Origin of the sequence: Helicobacter cholecystus (assembly GCF_003364215.1) — a bacterium.
GTDB classification, from domain to species: Bacteria; Campylobacterota; Campylobacteria; order Campylobacterales; family Helicobacteraceae; genus Helicobacter_G; species Helicobacter_G cholecystus.
In genome coordinates this window covers 41,161-62,258 of sequence record NZ_NXLU01000002.1, presented here as the reverse complement: position 1 = coordinate 62,258, position 21,098 = coordinate 41,161, and the positions used below count along the sequence as shown (strand labels likewise).

Sequence of the window (21,098 nt, the reverse complement as noted above, 5' to 3'; positions counted from 1 at the left end):
AAAACTACAAATTTCTATATCCAAGAGCACAAATGATACAAATCTTATCCCTGTCTCTAAAGGATATTTCTAAAAATCTATCAAAAATAAAAGAGATAAAACAACCAAGTTTTATAGAATGAAGCGATCAATGAGATAGCTTATCCATACAATTGCCCAAAAAATAAGTGCAAATAATTGTGTCGCACTTCCCATATCTTTTGCTTTTTTGGCCAGTGGATGAATTTCAAGACTTGTAAAGTCAATTGCATTTTCAATCGCAGAGTTAATTAATTCAACACACAAAGCTAAAAAACAGGGTAGAAGTAAAAGAATGAGTTCAACCCAACTGCGTGCAAGTAAAAAGCTCACTGGAATTAAAACCAAAGATAAAAATACAATTTGACGAAATGCCTCTTCATCTCTATATGCACTCACAATTCCATTTAAAGAATAAGAAAAAGCATTTTTAAGACGTTTAAAGCCTTTTTTACCTTTTTTGTCATTACGCTTGGGATTCATTTTTTGCCTTTGTTAGGAAAAGAAAGGAGAGTGAGAGGGAAGTGGATCACCACCTCTTAGATTGTGCCTCTCCCACAATTTTATCTGCCATCATTGCAACTTCTTTTGCAATTTTCTCTGTCTCATCAGCAATTTCAACTGTTTGCTTCGTCACATTCTCAAGCTGAGAAATTGCATCATTAATTCTAGAAATTCCTGCGGATTGCTCACGGATACTTTCACCCATTTCATCTACAGATTGCACAAGAGTATTTGTATTTGCTTCAATCTCACTCAAAGATTTTTGAGTTCGCTCAGCAAGTTTTCTTACTTCATCAGCAACAACAGCAAATCCTCTTCCATGTTCTCCAGCTCTTGCAGCTTCAATAGCAGCATTGAGCGCTAAAAGATTTGTTTGCTCTGCAATATCACTGATAATTGTAATAACATCTTTAATATCTGTAGAATATTTTGTAACTTCTTGAGTTTTGGTGTTCACCATACCCATAGCCTCATTAATCTTTCTGACAGTATTTGCACTTTCTTGAAGTGAACCAGATTGTTTAGAACTTCCATCAAAGAGAACTTGAACAGATTCTTTGAGTGAAGAAGATTTATCTTGTAAATCTTTTCCTTGTTGGAGTGATGTAGAAAGCATTAATGCTAAAGAATCTCTTAGAGTGTTGATATTTTGAACCAAAAGATCAAATGCACTATTGCTTTTAAGATTATTCAAAGATAGTTTGCTGGAATAATCATAAGCCCCATATTCTTTAAGTGCAGCATTTGTTTTTGCAAAATGATCTCTTGTCGAGCTAATCATCGCATTAACACTATCTTTAAATTCTTCGAGTGCAACATTTGGAGTTGAAGAGGTGATCGATGTATCATAATTACCCATTCTCACTTCATTGGCAACATTTTTTGCCTCTGCAATCAATTGATTATCAGCCGTGATTTGCTTTTCAACAAGTTGAATATTTTGATTAATTGTTTTTGCCATATTTCCAAACTCATCCTGAGATGCAAAAGGAATAAGCGTCGCTTTTGAACTCTTACCCCCAAGGAATGCAAAGAATGCTGAAAGTCCATCTTGAATAATTTTAATAGGCTTAAGAAGATTTTTGCTTACAAAAAATAGGATCAATGTAGAAAGCAAAATTGAAATGATTGTTACAATCACCTCTTTGACCAAGAGTGCATCGAGTCTTGAAAGGAAATCTTTCTCAGCCAAAGAAGAACATACAATCCAATTTGTCTCCTCAAGTTTTGTACACATTTTTCCAAAAGTTGTTGTACTTGTAATAGAAGCAGCAAATGTTTGATAATCGCCTGCTTGTTTTGCGGCTTGAACAAACTCATTGAGTGCGGGCATATTCTTAAGAAGTAAATCACTCTTTGGATAAACAATAAGGAAGTTTCTTTCATCAATTAAATAATCATAAGAGTGTGGTGACATTTTGCTTCGCTCAAGTGTTGCACGTACTTCTTTAAGTGGAAGATCTCCACCAATAACACCAAGAAGTTTTTTACCACTATACACAGGAACTGAAAAACTTACAACAATTTCATTCATTCTCTTGTCATAATATGCCAATCCCATAGTAATGCCCCTTTTGCGAATGGCATCTTTATACCAATCTCTTATCCGTGCATCATAGTTATCATTTTCAGGAGACATATAATAAGGCTCTTTCTTGGTTGAATTGGCAACCAACAAACGTCCATCATCTTCAAATCCAAAATATACAACACTTAAACGTGCACCGCTAAAATACGATGCAAGCATTGATTCTAGTAATTGAGGATTTTGAACAACCTCTGGAGTAATTAAACTTCCAAAAAGATTGAGTTTGGCTTTTGTGCTCTTGATTTCTTGTGAAATCATAAGCTTATTATTGCGAAGTTGCTGTCTTTGATTATCAAACACGACTGATAAGATGCTTGATTTGGCCTCAAAATAAGACACTGAACTCAAAACAACAAATCCTAAAAGTCCTAAAATACCTACATAAAAAGTTGTTTTCCATACAACGCTTTTAAACATTGGCTCTTCCTTACGTTGATTAAAATAAAATACAATATTATCAAAAACTAATCCTAATCTACCAAAAACTTTTTCTACTCGCTAGGATGTTTATAAACTTTGCTATGATATTCATAAAATCTATATTTAATGACAAGAGGGTGTTATGAGTGATTTACAAAAAAGAGCAGTTGATTATCATAAAGGTGGAAAAGTAGGAATTTCTCCAAAGACAAAGCTTGAAAGCTTTACTGATCTCTCCTTGGCTTATTCTCCTGGTGTGGCCTATCCTTGTAAAGAAATTGAGGGCAATCCTCTTTTAGCTTATGAGCTTACAAGTAAGGGAAATCTTGTTGCAGTCATCAGTAATGGGAGTGCAGTTTTAGGTCTTGGAGATATTGGTGCGTTGGCCAGTAAGCCTGTTATGGAAGGAAAAAGCGTATTGTTTAAAAAATTTGCCAATATTGATTCTTTTGATATTGAAATTGATGAGAAAGATCCAAAAAAACTTATCTCAATCATTAAGGCAATTGCACCAACCTTTGGTGGGATTAATCTTGAAGATATTAAAGCTCCAGAATGTTTTGAAATTGAACAAACGCTTAAAGAAGAATTAGATATTCCTGTCATGCATGATGATCAGCATGGAACAGCTATTGTAAGCTCTGCTGCCTTACTCAATGCTTGTGAAATTGTAAAAAAAGATCTTACAGAGCTTAAAGTTGTGATTATTGGAGCGGGGGCGAGTGCAATCTCTTGTGCAAAAATGTACCAAAGCTTTGGAGTAAAAAATATTATTATGTTTGATAGCAATGGGGTGATTCATGCTGGAAGAGATGATTTAAGCCAAGAGAAAAAGATTTTTATCTCTCCTACAAAATACGCAAACTATCAAGAAGCACTTAAGAGTGCTGATGTGCTTTTAGGTCTAAGCAGGGGAAATATTCTTAATCAAGAAGATATTAAGGTTATGGCAAAAGATCCTTTAATCTTTACTCTTAGCAATCCTACACCAGAGATTGCACCCGAACTGATAAAAGAAGTGCGGCCCGATGCAATTATTGCCACGGGAAGAAGTGATTATCCAAATCAAATCAACAATGTTCTTGCTTTCCCTTTTATTTTTAGAGGTGCATTAGATGTCAGAGCTAAGGCAATCAGTGAAAATATGAAAAAAGCAGCTGCAATGGCTTTAGCAAAACTTGCAAGGCAAGAAGTTCCTCTTCATCTTCAAGAACTTTATGGACGCAAACTTAGCTTTGGTAAAGAATATATTATCCCTGTAGCATTTGATGAAAGACTCCTCCCCCTACTCTCTAAAGCTGTAGCACAAAGTGCAATTGAAGATGGATTAGCTAGAATTTAATGAGACATATTCCTGTTTTAAAGGATCAAGTCCTTAAGATTTTCTCTCCTCTTTGTGAGGGAACTTTAATTGACTGCACACTTGGATTTGGCGGACACACTTCAGCCCTGCTTGATGCACATCCAAATCTAGAGATTATTGGCATTGATCAAGACAAAGAAGCAAGAGAGTATTGCAAAACCCATCTTTGCACACAGAAAGTGAATATACTGGAGGGAAATTTTGCAGATCAAATCACTCACGCCCTAGAAATAGCAAAAAAACCTGTTGTAGGAATCTTGGCAGATATTGGCGTAAGCTCTTTACAACTTGATGATCTCTCTAGAGGTTTTGGCTTTACTTCACCCACACTTGATATGAGAATGGATATAAATAATCCCCTAGATGCCTCAAAGATCATTAATCATTACTCCAAACTCCAATTAGAAAAAATCTTTAGAGAATATGGCGAGATAAGAGAGAGTAAAAAAATGGCTGATCTTATTGTAAATTATCGCAATAAAAAACCTTTTGAGAGTGCATTTGAGCTTAGCTCCTTACTTGAAAAACATTTTAAAAAAAATAAAATCCACCCTGCAACCCTAGCTTTCCAAGCCATTAGGATTGAAGTCAATAATGAACTAGATGTACTGAGGAATCTTTTAAAAAGTCTTGAGCAAGCTCATATTCCTAATGCTATTGTAGCAATCATTTCTTTTCACTCCCTTGAGGATAGAATCATTAAAACAGCCTTTAAGGAGTGGGAAAAGAATTGTATTTGTCCCCAAGAATTGATGAGGTGTGAGTGTGGAAATACTCATAGTCGTGGTAGAATTCTTACAAAAAAACCCTTAGTTGCCACACAAGAAGAAATCCAAAAAAATCCGCGATCTCGTAGTGCCAAACTAAGAGCTTTTAAATTTGGAAAATAAAATGCTAAGTGAAAATGAAAAAGACGAATTGCTTGCCCCTCTTCCTGAAGAAAAGATTATTGATGGAAGAGATTTACTTAGAGCATTGCTTATCTTTTTGTGTTTTTTTATTCTTTTTGCACCAAAAATTTATTTCTCAAGTGAGATTTACTATCTTAGCCGTGATGTAACAAAAATCAAAAATCGTCTTGACCTTCTCAAAGAAGAAAACCGTATGCTTAAAAAAAATCTTGAAGATTTTAAATTTCAACAAGTATTGAGAATGGATTAGTGCAAAAAGCGCTTAGTGTTAATGAACTCAACCTTCAAATTAAAGAAATTTTAGAGCAAACTTTCCTGTCTGTATGTGTAGAAGGAGAGATTAGCAATCTCACAATCCATACAAGTGGGCATATTTATTTCACACTTAAAGATTCTCAAAGCTGTATCAAATGTGTGCTTTTTAGAGGAAATGCACAATACCTTGACTTCAAGCCCCAAAATGGACAAAAAATTATTGCACTAGGAGGAATCAGTGTCTACCCGCCTAGAGGAGATTATCAAATCTTGTGTAAAAAACTTATTTCTCATGCGATGGGGGATTTATTTCAAGCCTATGAAATACTCAAGAAAAAGCTAGAAGCCAAGGGTTATTTTGAAAATAAAAAACCCCTCCCCCTCTTTCCTAAAAAAGTTGCTTTACTCACCTCAAGCACAGGTGCAGCGTTGCAAGATATGCTTAGAGTTGCTTTAAAACGTTGGAATCTTGTAGAATTTAAGATCCTTAACACCCTTGTCCAAGGCGAAGGCGCAAAAGAGAGCATTGCCCAAAATATCGCTTATGCAGATACTTTAGGAATGGACATTATTGTTTTAGCTAGGGGTGGGGGAAGTAAAGAAGATTTATGGGCTTTTAATGAAGAAATTGTTGCGGATGCAATTTTTCAGGCCAAAACTCCTATTGTCTCTGCGATTGGGCATGAAAGTGATGTGTTAATCAGTGATTTTGTTGCGGATAGGAGAGCACCCACTCCTTCTGCATGCATGGAGATGATTTTGCCTGATCGCATCGATTGGCTATACCGACTGAATGAAATGCAAGAGAGTCTCTCCTATCTCTTTTCTCATTTACTTAAACATAAATCCCAAACTCTACTCACCCTTAAAGAGAAATACACTCTCGCCTCTCCTGCTCAAAAACTTTTGCTCCAAGAAAGACAAATTCAAAATCTCAAAGAAATGCTTAAATTCAAAATGCAATCCCTACTTGAGTATAAAAGCTCTCTACTTTGCTTTCCTGGCTCTCTACTCACACTCAACCCCCTGCTTCCTTTTGAAAGAAGACTTCAAGAGCTTCAAAACATCTATAAACTCCAAAGTCCAAAAACACAAAAAGGTTATGCACAAATTACAAAAAATCAAGAAATTTTAGAATTGGAGGATTTGAGTGAAGGAGAAGTTTTTGAACTTACAAACTCAAAAACTTCATTATTTGCTCAAGTTTTACCAAAGGTTTAATTCAACTTGCTTTTGATTATCAAAGCTTTTTGATGAGTTATCTAGGCTATATTCAATAGCCATTCCATAAGCAACAACACTTCTTCCATTATTTTCAATTTTAAAGGATTGATATACAGAGGTTGGAAGCTTAATTGTCCCAATATTTGGAACTTTTCCATTAGGTGGAATGCTTTTATTCACCTGCATTTCTCCAACTAATTCACCATTAAAATACAATGCAATTTGAGTAACTTTCATAAACTGCTTTGTTTTATTAACAATTCCAATGGATACGGCACTTTTTCCAAGAAGAAAAGATTGGGCTGTGATTGTAAGATCTTGATTGTCCAAACTTACAAGTGGCATAACTTTTTTTGAAAGAATATAACGCGCTGCCGTATCTCCACGTTTATTTTTAATATACATATCCGCACCATTATCAAGCAAGAGTTTAATCATTGCAGAGTTTTTATTCAAAATTGCATGATAAAGAGGTGTATTACCTTGTGCATCTTGTGCATCAACATCAGCCCCATTATTAATTAAAATTCGTGCAAGTCTGACATCATTAACTTTTTTTCCACTCACTTTAAGTAAAGGGGTTTCCCCATAACTCTCTGCATCAACATCAGCACCTCGCCTTATCATGAGTTCAACTACATCTCCCCAACCACTTCGACAAGCATTATAAAGAGGTGTCATTCCTCTCCAACGCACATTCATATCAGCCCCTAGGCTAATCCCCTTTCTTACTGTTGTATAGTCATCACTAAAAAGATAAGAATTCCAACGATCATCTGCTCCCAAAAAACTTCCAAGAAGCAAACAGCTTAAAATAATTTTCTTCATCTACTCTCCTTATTTCAAGTGTTTTTTGGCTAATGATAAAATTGTATTAAAAATTTCTTCAAAATCACAACCATAAATGCGACAATCTGCAATAGAAGTCATAAAATTAGTATCTCTTCTAAATCGAGGAAGAATATGCCAATGTAAATGCTCAGGAATTCCAGCACCTCCTGCCTCTTTGATATTTATCCCTGTATTAATCCCCTCTGCACCAAACTCATAGAGCATATTAATCCCTTGTAAAACCTTCTTTGAGATATGTAACCATTCTCTCTCTTGTAATAAATGAGGAGAATCAATATGCTGGTGAGGAATAATCATAAAATGTGCAGGAGTATAAGGATAGGCATTAAGCACACCATAGCAAATTTCATCTTTGTAAAATACCCACTCTTGTCCAACATCAACTTTTGAGAGATGACAAAAAATACACTCAGAGCTTTTCTTTTTTTCCTGTAAATAAGCGCTGCGCCAAGGAGAATATAAATATTGCATTCTAAACTCTAAATATAGCTTGGGGCATCATTGGCAAAAAGGATTAAATCCCCATCTTTAACTGTGGCTTTAAGTGTATTTTCTAACATACTCTTTTCTTTAAGAAGAATTTTTTTACTCCTCGTAATAGCAGTAGAAAGGGTTTTGCAATTCAGTTCACCTGTAATAATTGCAATATCAAAAACTTTGGAAATTTCATGTGCAAGCTGAGTATTTGCTTCCTGTGTGCTTTCTACAATCCCAGGGGTAACAATAATTTTTCTGCCTTGATGCTCTGAGGAAATTCTAATTGCCTCTAGCATTCCTTCAAGATTCCCATTAAAGCTATCATCTAAAATCACACGACCATTGACTTCGCTTTTATATAAACGATGCTCTACACCATTAAGTTTTTTTACCTTTGTGACAATCTCGCTTAAACTCATTCCAACCTTTTTTGCCATCAAAATCGCCAATGCTATATTGTAGGCATTAAAAGTTCCTAGCACGGGAGTTTGAAATTCTCTATACTCTCCATCAATTTCAAGCTCAAATTTTGTTCCATTTAAAGTGGCTATGATATTTCTGATGCCTGTAGGAGCTTTTTGCACCCTATTGAGTGCATATTGTGGAATAGGATTACTTGATTCTACAAGAGCATGCCTTAAGCGATTACTTTGCAAGGCTTCAAACTTGGTTTCTATAATGTTTTCCAAACTTTTAAAATACTCTAAATGTTGCTCACCAATCTTACCAATAATGACATATTGGGGATTAAGGAATTGTGCAATTTGTGCAATATCTCCTTTTTGTCTTGCACCTGCTTCTACGATATAAAACTCACTTCTATAATCAAGCTGAGTGTTAATATCTGCAATAATTCCTACAAGAGTATTGACACTGCGTGGAGTAGAATGCACCATATAACGAGATTTAAGAATTTGTGTAAGATAGTTCTTAATGCTTGTTTTACCATAGCTTGCAGTGATTAATATAATCTTACAATGTGGCATTGAAGCAATTTTTTCACTTGCAATTTTTTTATAGCGATTAAGAAGAAAATACTCAAAAAGATTGGAAATTAAAAGAGCAAAAGCAAGGGCAATAAAATAAGAATAAATATTCTTACCGTATGCCATTTGAAGCACAACATCAAGTAAAATAAAAAGGAGGTAAATCCCATAAAATCGAAAAACACGTCCTGTCCATTTTAAAGGCTTATCAAGCTTTTTTGCCCAGAAGAAGAGAAGTGGGATATAAATAAATAAGCAGAAAAGATAAAAAAATCCTCCATAACCCAAAAGGTTAAAAAGGATAAATAATGCAATAGGAGCAAAGAAATACAAAATATGCCATCGCCACTTATGATGCTTACTGATTACACGATAAAGGCTATAGTTATACCATTGCAAATTGGTAATCAGATAGTATCCCAAACTTAATAAAAATAAAACATCTAAAGCATTTAATAATACTGCATCTATCATTTTTTACTCCATTCTAAAAGCAATCTCTCCACTTCCTTTGGATGAGATAAAAAGAAATAGTGATCTCCCTCTAAAAATCTTAAAACACTTCCTTTAATTAAAGAGGTTATTTTCTCTGCACTACTTGGAGGGGTGGCCTTGTCTTTTGAACCCCAAAGAAGCAAGGTTTTAGAAGTGCAATTTGCAAAAATCTGTGTGAAGTCTTCATCTACGACATTTTTAAAAACTTCATACATTGCGGAATTCAATCCTTGTGCATCTTTGCTTCTAAAAAAAGTATTTGAAATTCTAAGTCTTTTAAGAATTTTAGCAAAAATGATTTTTACTCGCACGCTTAAGGGTTTAGGGCAAACAATTCCCGCACTGCTTAAAAGAACAAGTGAAGGAGGAAGAAGCAAGGTTGCAACCTTTCCTCCAAAACTATGTCCTACAATAATATCCACTTTAAAGGGCAAGGATTGTAAAAAGAGTTTGATAATGTGTGCATAATCATATGTGCTAATCACTTCAGAGTTGGGACTCTTTCCAAATCCTGGAAGATCAATATAAATATGTCGCATTTCTCCTAAGATTTTGCAAAATGCGCTCTTCATCACCTCCTTATTACTTCCCCAGCCATGTAAAAAAACAATACTCTGAGTTTGATTTGGATTAAGAATCTCATAAGAGATTTCAAATTCTTTTCCCTGATAAATAACAATTCTCTTTGCCAATTATGCTTTCCCCTTGGCTTTTTGAATCTTATGAATATAGGTGTAATTAACATCAATTGTTTTTGGACTTGGGATTCCCACATCATCAAGCACATGAGCAAAATCTAAGAAAAGATAGTTTGCCATAGAACCTGGAATTGGGTTGATTTCATTAAGATACACCTCATCATCAATCACAAAAAAATCACAACGAATGATTGCACCCTCAAAACAATTATCATACAGTATTCTAAAAGCCTCTTGAAGCTTCTTCTCTAACTCTTTGGTTATTTGTGCTTGAGAGAGAGTAGAAGTTCTTGAAAAATCAAGATATTTATTTTCAAAATTTAAAAATTCTTCTTTTTTAGGCTCTTCTACAACAGAAAATACAAACTCTCCCTCTAAATTTTTATAACCTGCAAGATTGTATTCTTTAACACCTTCAATAAAGGGTTCCACTAAAATTCTATGATCATATTCAAATGCACTATCAAGCAAATACTCCAAACTCTCCTTATCCCTTGCAATTCCAACACCAATAGAGCTCCCTAATCTCAAAGGTTTAATGATTGAGGGATATTGTGTTAGGGTTTTTGGTGCCATCTTCCGATCATAAACTTCATAATCTAAAACTCTCACTCCTCGCTCTTTTGCAAAGAGTTTTGTAAGATGCTTATCAAAGCTAAGCACACAAGCACTTGTGCGTGGAGCAATAAAGGGAATGGAATAGAATTCAAGAAGTGAAGAGAGGATTCCATCCTCCCCATCTCCCCCATGAACAACACTCAAAAGCTTCCTAACTCCCAAAGCTTTCTCTGTAAAAAAACTAGATATGTAAAAATCCCCCTGTTTGAGCAAGAGTTTTTTACACTGCTTATATTCAAGAGAACTAAAGGTTTTAGAATTCATTTTTTCTTGAGGAATGAGATAAAACTCATGGCTTGGGTCTAAAAAAATAAAATGAGTAAAATTGATAATTTTTGAAAGAGAAATTGCACTGACAATACTGATCTCATGCTCATAACTCTTCCCACCAAATAAAATACTGATTGACATATTTTTCCTTTCTACTTGAGTAAAAACAAGATTGTGCTTGATTGGATATTGCTTCCAGATTCTACACACACTTGAGCAATCTCCCCCTCTTGATGACTAAGAATTTCATTCTCCATCTTCATTGCCTCAACCACGCCAAGCACTGTATCTTTTGTGATTTTATCCCCCTCTTTGACAAAGATCTTGCTCAGAGTCCCGCCCATTGGAGAATAAATTGCCTTTTCATTTTCCTCATACTCTCCACTTTTTGGATTTGATGCGCTAAAGAACACTTCCTTCTCCTCATCATCAATCCTTAATTTTACGCTTTCTCCCTCTTGGGTGCTCTGCACTTCTAAAATCTCAATTTTATAATCTTGTCTTAAAAGTTTAGCTTGGAAATGATGGCCTAAATTTGTCTTAGGACTAGGCACAATGGGCTTTCTCTCCCCTTTTAAAAAATTCTTTGCCACATCCCCAAAGAGTGCATAAGAAATCACATCTGTTCTACTTTGAGCAAATTCCCTACTTTCCTCTTGTGCCTTTTGCAATTCATTTTGTGGCTTTTGGGGAAGTCCTTGATTTGAAACCTTTTGCACAAGCTCTTCTTTAATAGGGGCTGGAGTTTTTCCATAAAGCCCTAAGATAAGGTTTTTTGATTCTGTTGTAAGAGTTTTGTATCTATGATTTTGCAAGACATTAAGAACTGCTTGAGTCCCCACAATCTGGCTTGTAGGTGTAACAAGTGGGATATAGCCAAAATCCTCTCTGACTGCAATAATTTCTTTTGCCACTTCTGGCATTCTCTCTAGAGCATTTTGTTCTTTGAGTTGTGAAGCAAGATTTGAAATCATTCCCCCTGGGATTTGAGAGAGTAAAATCTCAGTATCCACTGAATTATAACTGGATTCAAACTCTGAATATTTTGCTCTTATCTCTCTTAAAATTTTTGAAGCTTCCTCCATTGGCTCTAGACTTAAGCCTGTATCCCATTGTGTGCCTTGCAGTGTTGCAACAAGAGCTTGAGTGCAAGGGTGAGAGGTCCCACCACTTAGGGCTGAATTACTTAAATCTAGCACATCTGCTCCTGCTTCTATAGCCTTAAGCATTGAACCAAAAGCAAATCCCGTTGTTGCGTGAATATGCACACTCAAAGGCACACCCACCTCTTCTTTAATTGCTTTAACCAACTCATAAGCATCATAAGGTCGCAAAAGTCCTGCCATATCCTTAATTGCAAGACTTTGACAGCCTAGCTCTACAAGCTCTTTAGCATAGGAGATGAAAAATTTTAAGTGATGCACGGGTGAGGTGGTATAGCAAATTGCCCCTTGAGCCTCTGCCCCATTCTTTCGCACCTCCTCAATACTCAGTTTGAGATTTGAACTATCATTGAGAGCATCAAAGATTCTAAAAATATCAATCCCCCCTTGAGTGCTTAAGGCAATAAATTCTTTGAGCACATCATCACTATAGTGGCGATAACCTACAAGATTTTGACCCCTTAGAAGCATTTGGAGCGGAGTTTTGACAAAAATTTCTTTAAAAAGTTTCAATCTCTCAAAAGGATCTTCATTCAAATATCTCAAACATGCATCATAAGTTGCCCCTCCCCATACCTCAACACTATGAAAGCCAATAGGTTCAAAAATTCTAGCAACCTCAAGCATATCTTGTGTGCTCACACGTGTGGCTAGAAGTGATTGCACCCCGTCTCGTAATGAGTTTTCAGTAATTTTAATGCCCTTCATTTTCTTTCCTTCTAGCTTAAAAGCACAATTTTATCAAACCTTAGGAGAGAGTAAAAGTTAAAGTCGTGCAAATTTTGGAATTTTTACTCCCACTGCTTAAAAGTCCATATTGCTCTAATGCTTCCTCTATGCCCTCCATTCCTTTGCATTTCGCTAATTCTCTAAGCACGATGCCACGATAGTATTTCCCAAAATGACTCACCTTTTTGCCATTTTTATAAAACTCCATAGAAAAATGATGGACTTTGGGCATATAGAGCTTTTTGTAAAACTCTGCCCTTAAATCTAGCACAAACTCTTCATTCAAGACCTCATCAAGTTCTCTCTCACAAGCTTTATAAATCTCCTTAGAGCTAAAAGCGCTAAACCCCTCTCCTTGCTTGAGTTTATAAAAGGGCAATAATTCCTCTGCACCCACCGCGCCAAAAAGATTACTAAAAATCAAAGTATGCCTATTAATCCACACCCTCTCTTCTTCTTTAAGAGTATGATAAGCCAGAGCATCATAAGCCACCCCATTATAAAGTTCTATAGCAGAAGAGAGCTTAGGAAAAGAAGTGATTACACCCAGTGCTTGAGTGATATCACAGAGTTTAGAATAACCCATCATCTTGCCAAGCTCTCTTTCAGTTGCACTTTGGGTAAAATCAAAATAACTTTTATAAATCTTAGAGATTTTTTCACTCATTTTTCCCTCTAATGTGGGGAAAATCTTACCTTCAGAAGGAGAAAATAAAACTTTCATGTTTAATTCCTTTATGATGCAGTAATGTAATGATAGCCTACATCCCCTCAAGGAGTTTAAGCTTTCTCTCCCTCCAATCAGGCATATATAACATCACAAAATGATAAAAATCTTTATTATGATGAGGATATTTAAGATGAGCAAGTTCGTGCAAAACAACATACTCAATAGCTCTCTTATTCTTTTGGATAAGAGCAAGATTAAGATTAATATAGGCTTTAGTAGGATTGCAACTCCCCCATCTTGTTTTCATTTCCTTGATTCTAAGAGTTTGGATTTTCTCAAAGCCTAGCAATGTGCTGTATTTATCCAAAGCCTCCCTAAAATACTGCCTAGCTCTTGTCTGATACCACATTTTAATGAGCCTCTCTTTGCGTTTATAATCCTCCCTCTCTCTTACACTGACCTCAAGATATCCCCCTCTAAGCTTCACCCCCTCAACTTCGCGCACAAGCACCTTAAGACGATAGCGTTTGCCCAAATAGTAAATATCTTCACCACTTAAAAGTTGCTTAGCTAAAGGCTGATTCTCTCTAAACCTCTCCAACCTCTGCTCTATCCACTCTTTTCTTTTGTGTAAAATATATTCAATCTCTTTTTTGCTTGTATCTTTTGGCACACTTAAAACCACTTCACAAGAAGGCTTAACCTTAAGAATAATATTTTTAATCTCTTTATAAACTATTTTGACTTCCTGCATAGTTTTTTTGCCCTATTTCTCTGATTTGCACAATCAACTCTTCCACCCTATTAGAGGCAATATCCACCTCATATTCATAGAGTAAATCATCAATAATTTGCTCAATTTGCTTACTCACCTCACTATTATGTTCCCAATCGGGTTTTTGAGACTTTTGCACAAACACTTCATCAAGTCTAAGCACAAATTCTATAAGTTTTTGCTCATCATTAAACTTTGATTTGAGATTATCATAAAAAGCTTTTTGAGCAATCTTGTTTAAGGCTTTGGGATAGTTTTGGTCTGTGTTATTGTTATAACCCTTAAGCTCTTGATAAATTTCTTTGGCTCTCAAAAGTTTTGTAGCCTCATCGATTCTATTCTGTCTATAATCCTCTAAAATCCTATTAATCCGCTGACTTAAATCATCATAGAAAAATGGATTTTTTTCCCTCTCTTGTATAGCAACTTGACTTGTCGCACTCAAGATTCTATCTGCTTGTGCATTCTGTGTTATCCCTTCGCCCTCACTTAAAAAATTCTCATCAAATATTTTTACAAGTTCAACAAGTACCTGAGCTTCATTTGCCCCAACATAGCGATCAAGGAGCTCTTGCATTTGCTTCTCATAAGCTTTAAAATCCACCTTTTGATGATAGCGAATCTGCACACTACTTTTAAGCTGTATATAAAATTTCAATGCCCTCTTAAAAGTTTCAATCTCTTTTGAAGTAAAATCCTCTTGATATCCTTCTCCTAAGAAAAGGAGTTTAAGACTTTTTGAAAACTCCAAAAGAAGAGAGTAAAACTCTTCGCGTTTTTCCTTATCCCCCAAAAAGACCTCATAATCCTCTTGGCTTTTTGCTCCAGAAAAAAACTTCTCTAAAGCTTGATATTTCTCCCTTATGCCCAAAGAGTGTTCTTTAAGACTGATGACTGCTTGAGCGATATCGTGTGCGTCATATCCTGAGAGTGCCTCATATTCGCTCAAGGCCTTGCTTAAATCCTCCAATAACCCTCGATAATCAATAATTAACCCACATTCCTTGTCTTCAAAAAGTCGATTGGCTCGTGCAATGGCTTGGAGGAGATTATGCTCTTTAAGAGACTTATCAATATACAAACAGCCAATATTGGGTGCATCAAACCCCGTAAGGAGCTTATCTACAACGATTAAAAGCTCTATCTCATCCCCATGCACAAACTCATCTTGAATGTATTGCATATAAGCTTCTTCATTTGAATATTTTTTCATCAACTCTTCCCAAGCTCTTCGCACTTCATCTGCATTGTCACTCTCTACCTCTTCATACCCCTCTCTCATATCAGGAGCAGAGATGACAAAAGCACTTCTTAGCCAACCCTTGCTTTGAAAGATTTGATGATATTTGATGGCTTCATACTTAGAGCTTGTGGCAAGCATTGCTTTAAAGGGATAGGCTTTGAAGTGATTATAAATATCCCATGCAATCCACTCCAATCGCTCTAGATTGGGAGCTATTTTTCTAAATTGGGTAAATTTAGCCTTAAGATCAGATTTTTGCTCATCACTTAAATCCCTACACAGAATTTCAAATCTCTTATTTAGCCCCGCTTCATTATTGATAAACTGCTCAATCATTCTCCCCTCATAATACAGAGGTAAAACCGCCTCATCCCTAAGGGCTTGCTTAATGGTGTATTTATGGATAAATCCCCCAAACTTCTGCAATGAGCCTTTTTCTTTAGAGAGTAAAGGTGTGCCTGTAAAGCCAATATAGCACCCATTAGGGAAAACCTTTTTCATACATGCATGAAGCTCTCCACCCTGTGTGCGATGAGCCTCATCCACAAGCACAAAAATATCTCTACCCTCTTGGATTACTTTATCTTTAAGGGATAGGAATTTATGCACTAAAGTTGTGATCACACTCACTCCTTGACCTAAAAGCTCCTTTAGATGTGTAGAGCTTTTGGCTTGGGAGACACATATGCCCACATTGCCAAAGACTTTATGAATCTGAGTGTCCAAATCTTTTCTATCAGTGACAATGATGATTTTAGCTCCAGAGATAGAGTGCTTAAGCTCTGTGGCTAGAAGGCTCATTGTCAGAGACTTTCCACTGCCTTGTGTATGCCAGATTAACCCGCCCTCTCTTGGTTTTTCTCCCACCTCTCCACTGTGGCTTTGCACTCTTTTAAGCGTTTGCTTGATTGCAAAATACTGCTGATGACGTGCAACTTTTTTGCTAGATTTTTCAAACACGATAAAAGAGCTAATCATCTCCAATAATCGCTCTTTACTGAGAAGTGAATACATCAGTTTTTCTATAGCATTAGCATTTAATTCACCAAAAAATGGGGGCAGATATTTCTCATCTTCTTCCACCCAGCTTGCATAATGCTTCTTTTGTGTGCCTACTGTGCCATATTTAGCCTCTTGGTTGCTTCCTACAAAAGTAAGCTGAATGAATCTAAAAAGCTGAGGAATCTCCTCTTCTTTTTGGTTGCGAATCATCTGAGAAATCCCCTCTTCTATGCTTACACTTGATTTTTTAAGCTCAATGACGACTATGGGGATACCATTGATAAAAACTACAATATCAGGGCGTCTATGCCTTTGCCTCTCCCCCTTTTGCACTCTAAGCACTTCAAACTCTTGCGTGAAACTAAAATCATTGGCATAAGGGTTAGAAAAATCAATGAGGGGGAGGGTTTGATTTTTGACACTTCCATCTTGCAGAGTTTGGGGGACTTCAATACCATAAAGGAGCTTATTGCTTATCTTTTCATTGCTTTTAAGAAGCCCTTCAGCGCTAGGGGATTGTAACTCTCGCAATGCTCTTGCAATGCCTTCAAGGGAGAAGGGGATATTCTCTCCTTTGTGTGTGAAAGTGGCTTTAGATAGATGAGTGCGTAAAATGTCTTTAAGAATCACTTCACTTGCATTTACTCTCATATTTTGCATCTCTTGGGGAGAGATATAGGTATAGCCCATTTTTTTAAGAAACTCTATAAGAGGCTTTTGAATGGTGGCGTATTCTGTGGTTGAGTAGGTTTTCATTGGGGTTCCTTATTTTCTTCTTGTAAAAAGTTTTCTAAAATCTCAATAATTACTTTAAAGTTTTCAAAGTCTTCTTTTGTGCCATTTTCACAAATCCAATTACACAGATTTCTTTTTTGATTATTATTGACTTGATATCTTTCAGGAATAGTCTCCTCTTTCCCATCTGTCCTCGTTTTCATCTCTGAGAAATAAGTAAAAAATTGAGGGTTTTCTACATCGATTTTCTTAATCGTATTTTTAGAAAAAAGATTTTCTATTCCCCTATCAACTAAAGAAACTTCTAGTGGAGGAATAATTCTTTTTACTAAATTTTCATTTTTTTCGTCTTTGGTTTTTGTATCACAATCATAGAGAAGCAAAACTTTGTTTTTTATATTTTGAAAGAAGTTGTTTTTCCTCATTTCCCATATTTTATTAAGATTTTGATATCCACCTCCATCACAAAGTTGCACTTTATCTAAAATATCCTTACACTCAAATAGTTCACATATTTTTTCAATATAGTCAATGTCAATACTCCCCTCTACAAAAACAAAAGACTTATGAGTATTTGCAATTTGTTTTTCTAAATCATCTTGAAATTTTTTTGTCTCAGTCAAAACTCTATAAGCCTCATCAAACTCCTTAAATCTCTCTGTTGTGATTTTTTTCCCTGTTGGCATTTCAATAAGATCAAATCCCTCATCCCCAAACTCTTTTTGCATTCCCAAAACAAAAAGAGGAGAATGGGTTGTAAGAATAAATTGAATTTTTGGAAAAAGCTCAATGAGACTTGGCAAAATCTCGCTTTGGAGTTTACTATGTAAGTGTATATCAACCTCATCAATAACGACAATACCTCTCATTTCTTCCATTGAGGATTCGAACAAATCACAATGTCTAATAATATTGACAAACATATTAAATAAAACACTCTCTCCTAAAGAAAGACAATCAATGCTGGGAACAAGCATTTTACCTCCTGAGAAAATGGTAATTCTTGAATTTGTTATTTGTCTTCTATTAAAAGCAAGATGAGCTTCAGAATCCCCCTTAATTCTCTGAATTAAGCTATTGATTACTTCTAGTCTTTTTTGATTCTCACCTGAATAAAGATATGAATCTAAAACAATATCCATAACAAAGCTTTTATTTTTTTCAGAAGATGAAATTATCTCTATTTCCTTATTAAGGTTATTTATAAACCTTCGTTGCAATTTAAAAAGAGATTCTTCATAAAATACAGGATTTTTCCAAAATGGTTCTTCATAGCGATATGCAGGTTGATAATAATGAGCTTGGGTTTTCCACTCTAATTGTAATTTTTTTTTAATTTGATTATTAAATTGAGTAATACTTTTCCCAGTAGATTGGAATTGTAATTTAAATGAGGGAAACATCCTTTGAATCTCTTGTATATTGGCTTTTATTGTGTCTGCGTATTCAATAATTTGAGAGTCTGAAGCTTCAAACCCCAAAGCTACAAAACCATTTTGTGAGTTTATACGCAAATTGCCCCCTCCTTGAACCTTATAAAGCCTTCTTGAAGCTCCATGCTGTTTTCCAATATTATCAAAAAGCATACTTCCAATCTCATAAAAACTATCAATAAGGCTTGAAAGCAAAATTGTTTTACCTGTGCCATTTTCTCCCACAATAACAATAGGTTTAGGATTTCCCTCTTCTGTAAAGCTAGACTCTATTCTTAATTCTTCGATTGCTCCAATATTTTTAATTCCGATAAATTTTAAATACATTACTTCACCCTCACCTTTCCATTGAGTAATTTTTGCATTAATCCTCTTTTTTGAGATTTCAGAGATTCGAGCTTTTGTTCTAAGAGTTTGATCTCATTATCTGCCTCACTTAGAACCTCTGCGATTTTTTTCTGCTCTGTAAGGAGTGGAAGCTTAATAGGTATTTTCTGTATGTTACTGGCGTAAAGATGAATAATTGTAGTTCCTTGAGCAAAACTTGCAATTTTGTTTCTATAAACTTCACGTAAGAGTCTAGCAATAAAAGCACTACAAATGTTTCTTATCTTTGGTCTAAAAATATTGATATCCCCACCAAGCAATATACCTTCTTCCTCGAGTGATGTTGCTATTGCTATATCTATTGCACTAGTTGTTGTAGAAGCTGGAACTAAAATATCTCCTTTTTTTGATAGTGTCCCTAGTTTTAGATTGGTTTGACTTATTACTTTATAAATAACCTCGTCATATGTTGTATAAAGTTCGCCATATAAGATACACTTTAATTTTCCATTTGGGACTATATCATCCTTTGTAAGTCCTATACCTTTCAAGATTGAAAAAATATCCCCCAATCTCACCACTTCCCAATCCTTATCAAATCCCTTAAAGCGGGTTTTGGCTGTAAGGAGGATTTGGCAAAGTCCTTTTTTGAGGGTTTGCTTGTCTTTGATAAGGGAGCAGAGATTTTGAATCTGTGTGTCCCAAGTGCTGAGAATCTCCGCAATTTTCTCCTGCTCTGCTAGAGGTGGGAGAGGGATTTTTGTTTTTCTAACTTCTCTAGAGCTTAACTCAAGAAATGTTGAACCGCAAGCAAAACGTATGAAATACTTCTTAATTTGATATGTCTGTAGCACATAGTAAGCAAATTCATAGTTTAGAGAATTTGAACACACGAGAGATTGAAATCCCTGATTGGTTGTGCAATCCACCTTTGCAATTCCAATATCCCCTATTGTTGCTCTTGTTGTTATGAGAATGGTATGTATTGGTAGCTTCTTAGCTGATGATTCCTCTAACCCTTTCTCTGTAATCTGTCTTTCACTTTTCATAATATATTTTGTTTTAATCTCTGTTGGTGTAAGCCAAACAATTCCATTTTTTTGTGTCCAATATTTTAAATTCTTTGTATCAGGAGTCCCACCACCAATAATTTTCCCAATATCCCCCAATCTCACCACTTCCCAATGCCGAGGCAAGATTCCAAGCTCTGTGTGTTTATAGCCCTTAGGGATCATCTGCCCTCCTTTGTAAGTGGGTGTTTCCAAAATGGAAAGAGTTGTGGAATTTGTGCATTTTTTGCATTGATGACCTTAGGGAGATGAAGGTTTAAAATCTGATGTTTCATAGATCGCTCCAAGGGCTTAGAGTCTCCCAAGATTGAGGGATTCCCATAGATTTTGTAGGAATGTGAGGATATTTCTGTAATAAGGCTTTAAATCGTCTCTTAATCGAAGAGTCTTTAAGGATTTGGGCTAGGACACTGAGGGCGAAGAAAACTTTATCTCTTGACACTGATTGATTGAGAAAAGGATATTTGATATCTTCTTTAAATTTTTTGACTAAATTTTTATTCCACAATCTGCCATGATGAGCACAAATATTCCTTACATAGGCAAGAGATTCAAGCCAATTCTCAAATACATTCACTCTTATATCTTTCATTTCCAAAAATTCTAAGAACTCTAACTGCTCTGGAAGTTGCATGAGTTTAAAGAACTTAGACATCGCACCAAAAGACAATATTTCTACTAAAACCCACAGTGGAAGATCATTAATTTTGTATTTTTTCTTGATATGCTCAATAAACTCTTCATGTGAACGTTGTTTTTCTTTGTTGGCTTGAGAAATAAACTCATAAAAAAGAAAAATATCCTTAATCCTCAGCTCTCTTTTGAGTGAGTGAGGATCTTCCATATATCCAAAAGGATTGTATTTTTTTGTGTGTATATGAGAAAGTTGGGCTCTTAAAATGATTTCAAAATCACTGACATAAGAAAAAAACAATTCCCTTAATTCAGCATCAAAATTATAGAGATTTGCAATATCTTCAAAAGTTACATTATCTTTGAAAATATCTTTTTGATCTGAATTCTTAGGATATTGAAAAGGAATAAAATAGGCACTCAAGCGATAGTAATGGACTTTTTTCAAAAACTCAATTGCTTGATCTTCATCTGTGATCATTAATTTTCTACTTTTAAGAATTTGTATGAGTTGGGGATAATCTTGAAAGTCTTTGTAATTCATAGAAAGCACCTCCCAGTCAGTGCTAAGCACCCGAGAGGTCTGTTAGCAAAATCATATAGTAATAAACCTAAACATTGGCTTAAAATTGAAAAAAA

General features: G+C 35.4%; 18 protein-coding genes. 4 read left to right on the top strand and 14 right to left on the bottom strand.

Annotated features, from left to right (window positions below):
* Positions 1 to 111: 111 nt before the first annotated feature.
* Complete coding sequence (locus CQA62_RS02120; protein ID WP_104724581.1) at positions 112 to 501, bottom strand: diacylglycerol kinase; 390 nt, start codon at positions 499 to 501, stop codon at positions 112 to 114.
* 46 nt (positions 502 to 547) lie between these two features.
* A complete protein-coding gene (locus CQA62_RS06990; RefSeq protein ID WP_104724582.1) occupies positions 548 to 2,527 on the bottom strand; it encodes a methyl-accepting chemotaxis protein in 1,980 nt (659 codons plus the stop codon).
* A 145-nt stretch (positions 2,528 to 2,672) separates the two neighbouring features.
* Here CQA62_RS06990 and CQA62_RS02110 point away from each other — a divergent pair, with 145 nt between their 5' ends.
* Genes CQA62_RS02110 through xseA form a run of 4 tightly spaced genes read left to right on the top strand, consistent with a single transcriptional unit; the run spans position 2,673 to position 6,280 of the window.
* On the top strand, positions 2,673 to 3,872 hold the full coding sequence (locus tag CQA62_RS02110) for a malic enzyme-like NAD(P)-binding protein (protein WP_104724583.1): 1,200 nt from the start codon (positions 2,673 to 2,675) through the stop codon (positions 3,870 to 3,872).
* Positions 3,872 to 4,783, top strand: coding sequence for a 16S rRNA (cytosine(1402)-N(4))-methyltransferase RsmH (rsmH, locus tag CQA62_RS02105; protein WP_104724584.1), 912 nt, complete (start codon positions 3,872 to 3,874; stop codon positions 4,781 to 4,783). Before CQA62_RS02110 ends, rsmH begins: the two co-directional genes overlap by 1 nt.
* Position 4,784: 1 nt before the next feature.
* Positions 4,785 to 5,054 carry a hypothetical protein gene (locus CQA62_RS02100; RefSeq protein WP_104724585.1) on the top strand — a complete coding sequence of 90 codons (270 nt, stop codon included), beginning with the start codon at positions 4,785 to 4,787 and terminating at the stop codon, positions 5,052 to 5,054.
* On the top strand, positions 5,054 to 6,280 hold the full coding sequence (gene xseA, locus CQA62_RS02095; protein ID WP_104724586.1) for an exodeoxyribonuclease VII large subunit: 1,227 nt from the start codon (positions 5,054 to 5,056) through the stop codon (positions 6,278 to 6,280). Before CQA62_RS02100 ends, xseA begins: the two co-directional genes overlap by 1 nt.
* On the opposite strand, the gene CQA62_RS02090 is transcribed toward xseA, so the two are convergent.
* From CQA62_RS02090 to CQA62_RS02035, 12 genes are all read right to left on the bottom strand, one after another.
* A complete protein-coding gene (locus tag CQA62_RS02090; protein ID WP_104724587.1) occupies positions 6,266 to 7,111 on the bottom strand; it encodes an ankyrin repeat domain-containing protein in 846 nt (281 codons plus the stop codon). The genes xseA and CQA62_RS02090 overlap by 15 nt on opposite strands.
* Positions 7,112 to 7,120: 9 nt before the next feature.
* Positions 7,121 to 7,606 carry an HIT family protein gene (locus CQA62_RS02085; RefSeq protein WP_104724588.1) on the bottom strand — a complete coding sequence of 162 codons (486 nt, stop codon included), beginning with the start codon at positions 7,604 to 7,606 and terminating at the stop codon, positions 7,121 to 7,123.
* 8 nt (positions 7,607 to 7,614) lie between these two features.
* Entirely contained in the window at positions 7,615 to 9,072 is a 1,458-nt protein-coding gene (locus CQA62_RS02080) for a Mur ligase family protein (protein ID WP_104724589.1), read from the bottom strand.
* Positions 9,069 to 9,785, bottom strand: a complete 717-nt coding sequence (locus CQA62_RS02075; protein ID WP_104724590.1) for an alpha/beta fold hydrolase — start codon at positions 9,783 to 9,785, stop codon at positions 9,069 to 9,071. Before CQA62_RS02075 ends, CQA62_RS02080 begins: the two co-directional genes overlap by 4 nt.
* Positions 9,786 to 10,820, bottom strand: coding sequence for a D-alanine--D-alanine ligase (locus tag CQA62_RS02070; protein WP_104724591.1), 1,035 nt, complete (start codon positions 10,818 to 10,820; stop codon positions 9,786 to 9,788).
* 11 nt (positions 10,821 to 10,831) lie between these two features.
* Complete coding sequence (locus CQA62_RS02065) at positions 10,832 to 12,550, bottom strand: pyruvate carboxylase subunit B (protein ID WP_104724592.1); 1,719 nt, start codon at positions 12,548 to 12,550, stop codon at positions 10,832 to 10,834.
* Between the two features lie 40 nt (positions 12,551 to 12,590).
* Positions 12,591 to 13,295, bottom strand: coding sequence for a peroxide stress protein YaaA (yaaA, locus tag CQA62_RS02060; protein WP_104724593.1), 705 nt, complete (start codon positions 13,293 to 13,295; stop codon positions 12,591 to 12,593).
* A 37-nt stretch (positions 13,296 to 13,332) separates the two neighbouring features.
* The gene (locus tag CQA62_RS02055) at positions 13,333 to 13,995 is read right to left on the bottom strand and encodes a M48 family metallopeptidase (protein WP_104724594.1); all 663 of its coding nucleotides are present in this window, start codon (positions 13,993 to 13,995) and stop codon (positions 13,333 to 13,335) included.
* A complete protein-coding gene (locus tag CQA62_RS02050) occupies positions 13,970 to 17,017 on the bottom strand; it encodes a type I restriction endonuclease subunit R (RefSeq protein ID WP_104724595.1) in 3,048 nt (1,015 codons plus the stop codon). The genes CQA62_RS02055 and CQA62_RS02050 overlap by 26 nt, the downstream gene beginning before the upstream one ends.
* Complete coding sequence (locus tag CQA62_RS02045; RefSeq protein WP_104724596.1) at positions 17,014 to 18,756, bottom strand: AAA family ATPase; 1,743 nt, start codon at positions 18,754 to 18,756, stop codon at positions 17,014 to 17,016. Before CQA62_RS02045 ends, CQA62_RS02050 begins: the two co-directional genes overlap by 4 nt.
* A complete protein-coding gene (locus CQA62_RS02040) occupies positions 18,756 to 19,991 on the bottom strand; it encodes a restriction endonuclease subunit S (RefSeq protein ID WP_104724597.1) in 1,236 nt (411 codons plus the stop codon). Before CQA62_RS02040 ends, CQA62_RS02045 begins: the two co-directional genes overlap by 1 nt.
* A 106-nt stretch (positions 19,992 to 20,097) precedes the next feature.
* A complete protein-coding gene (locus CQA62_RS02035) occupies positions 20,098 to 21,003 on the bottom strand; it encodes an Abi family protein (protein WP_104724598.1) in 906 nt (301 codons plus the stop codon).
* Positions 21,004 to 21,098 lie beyond the last annotated feature (95 nt).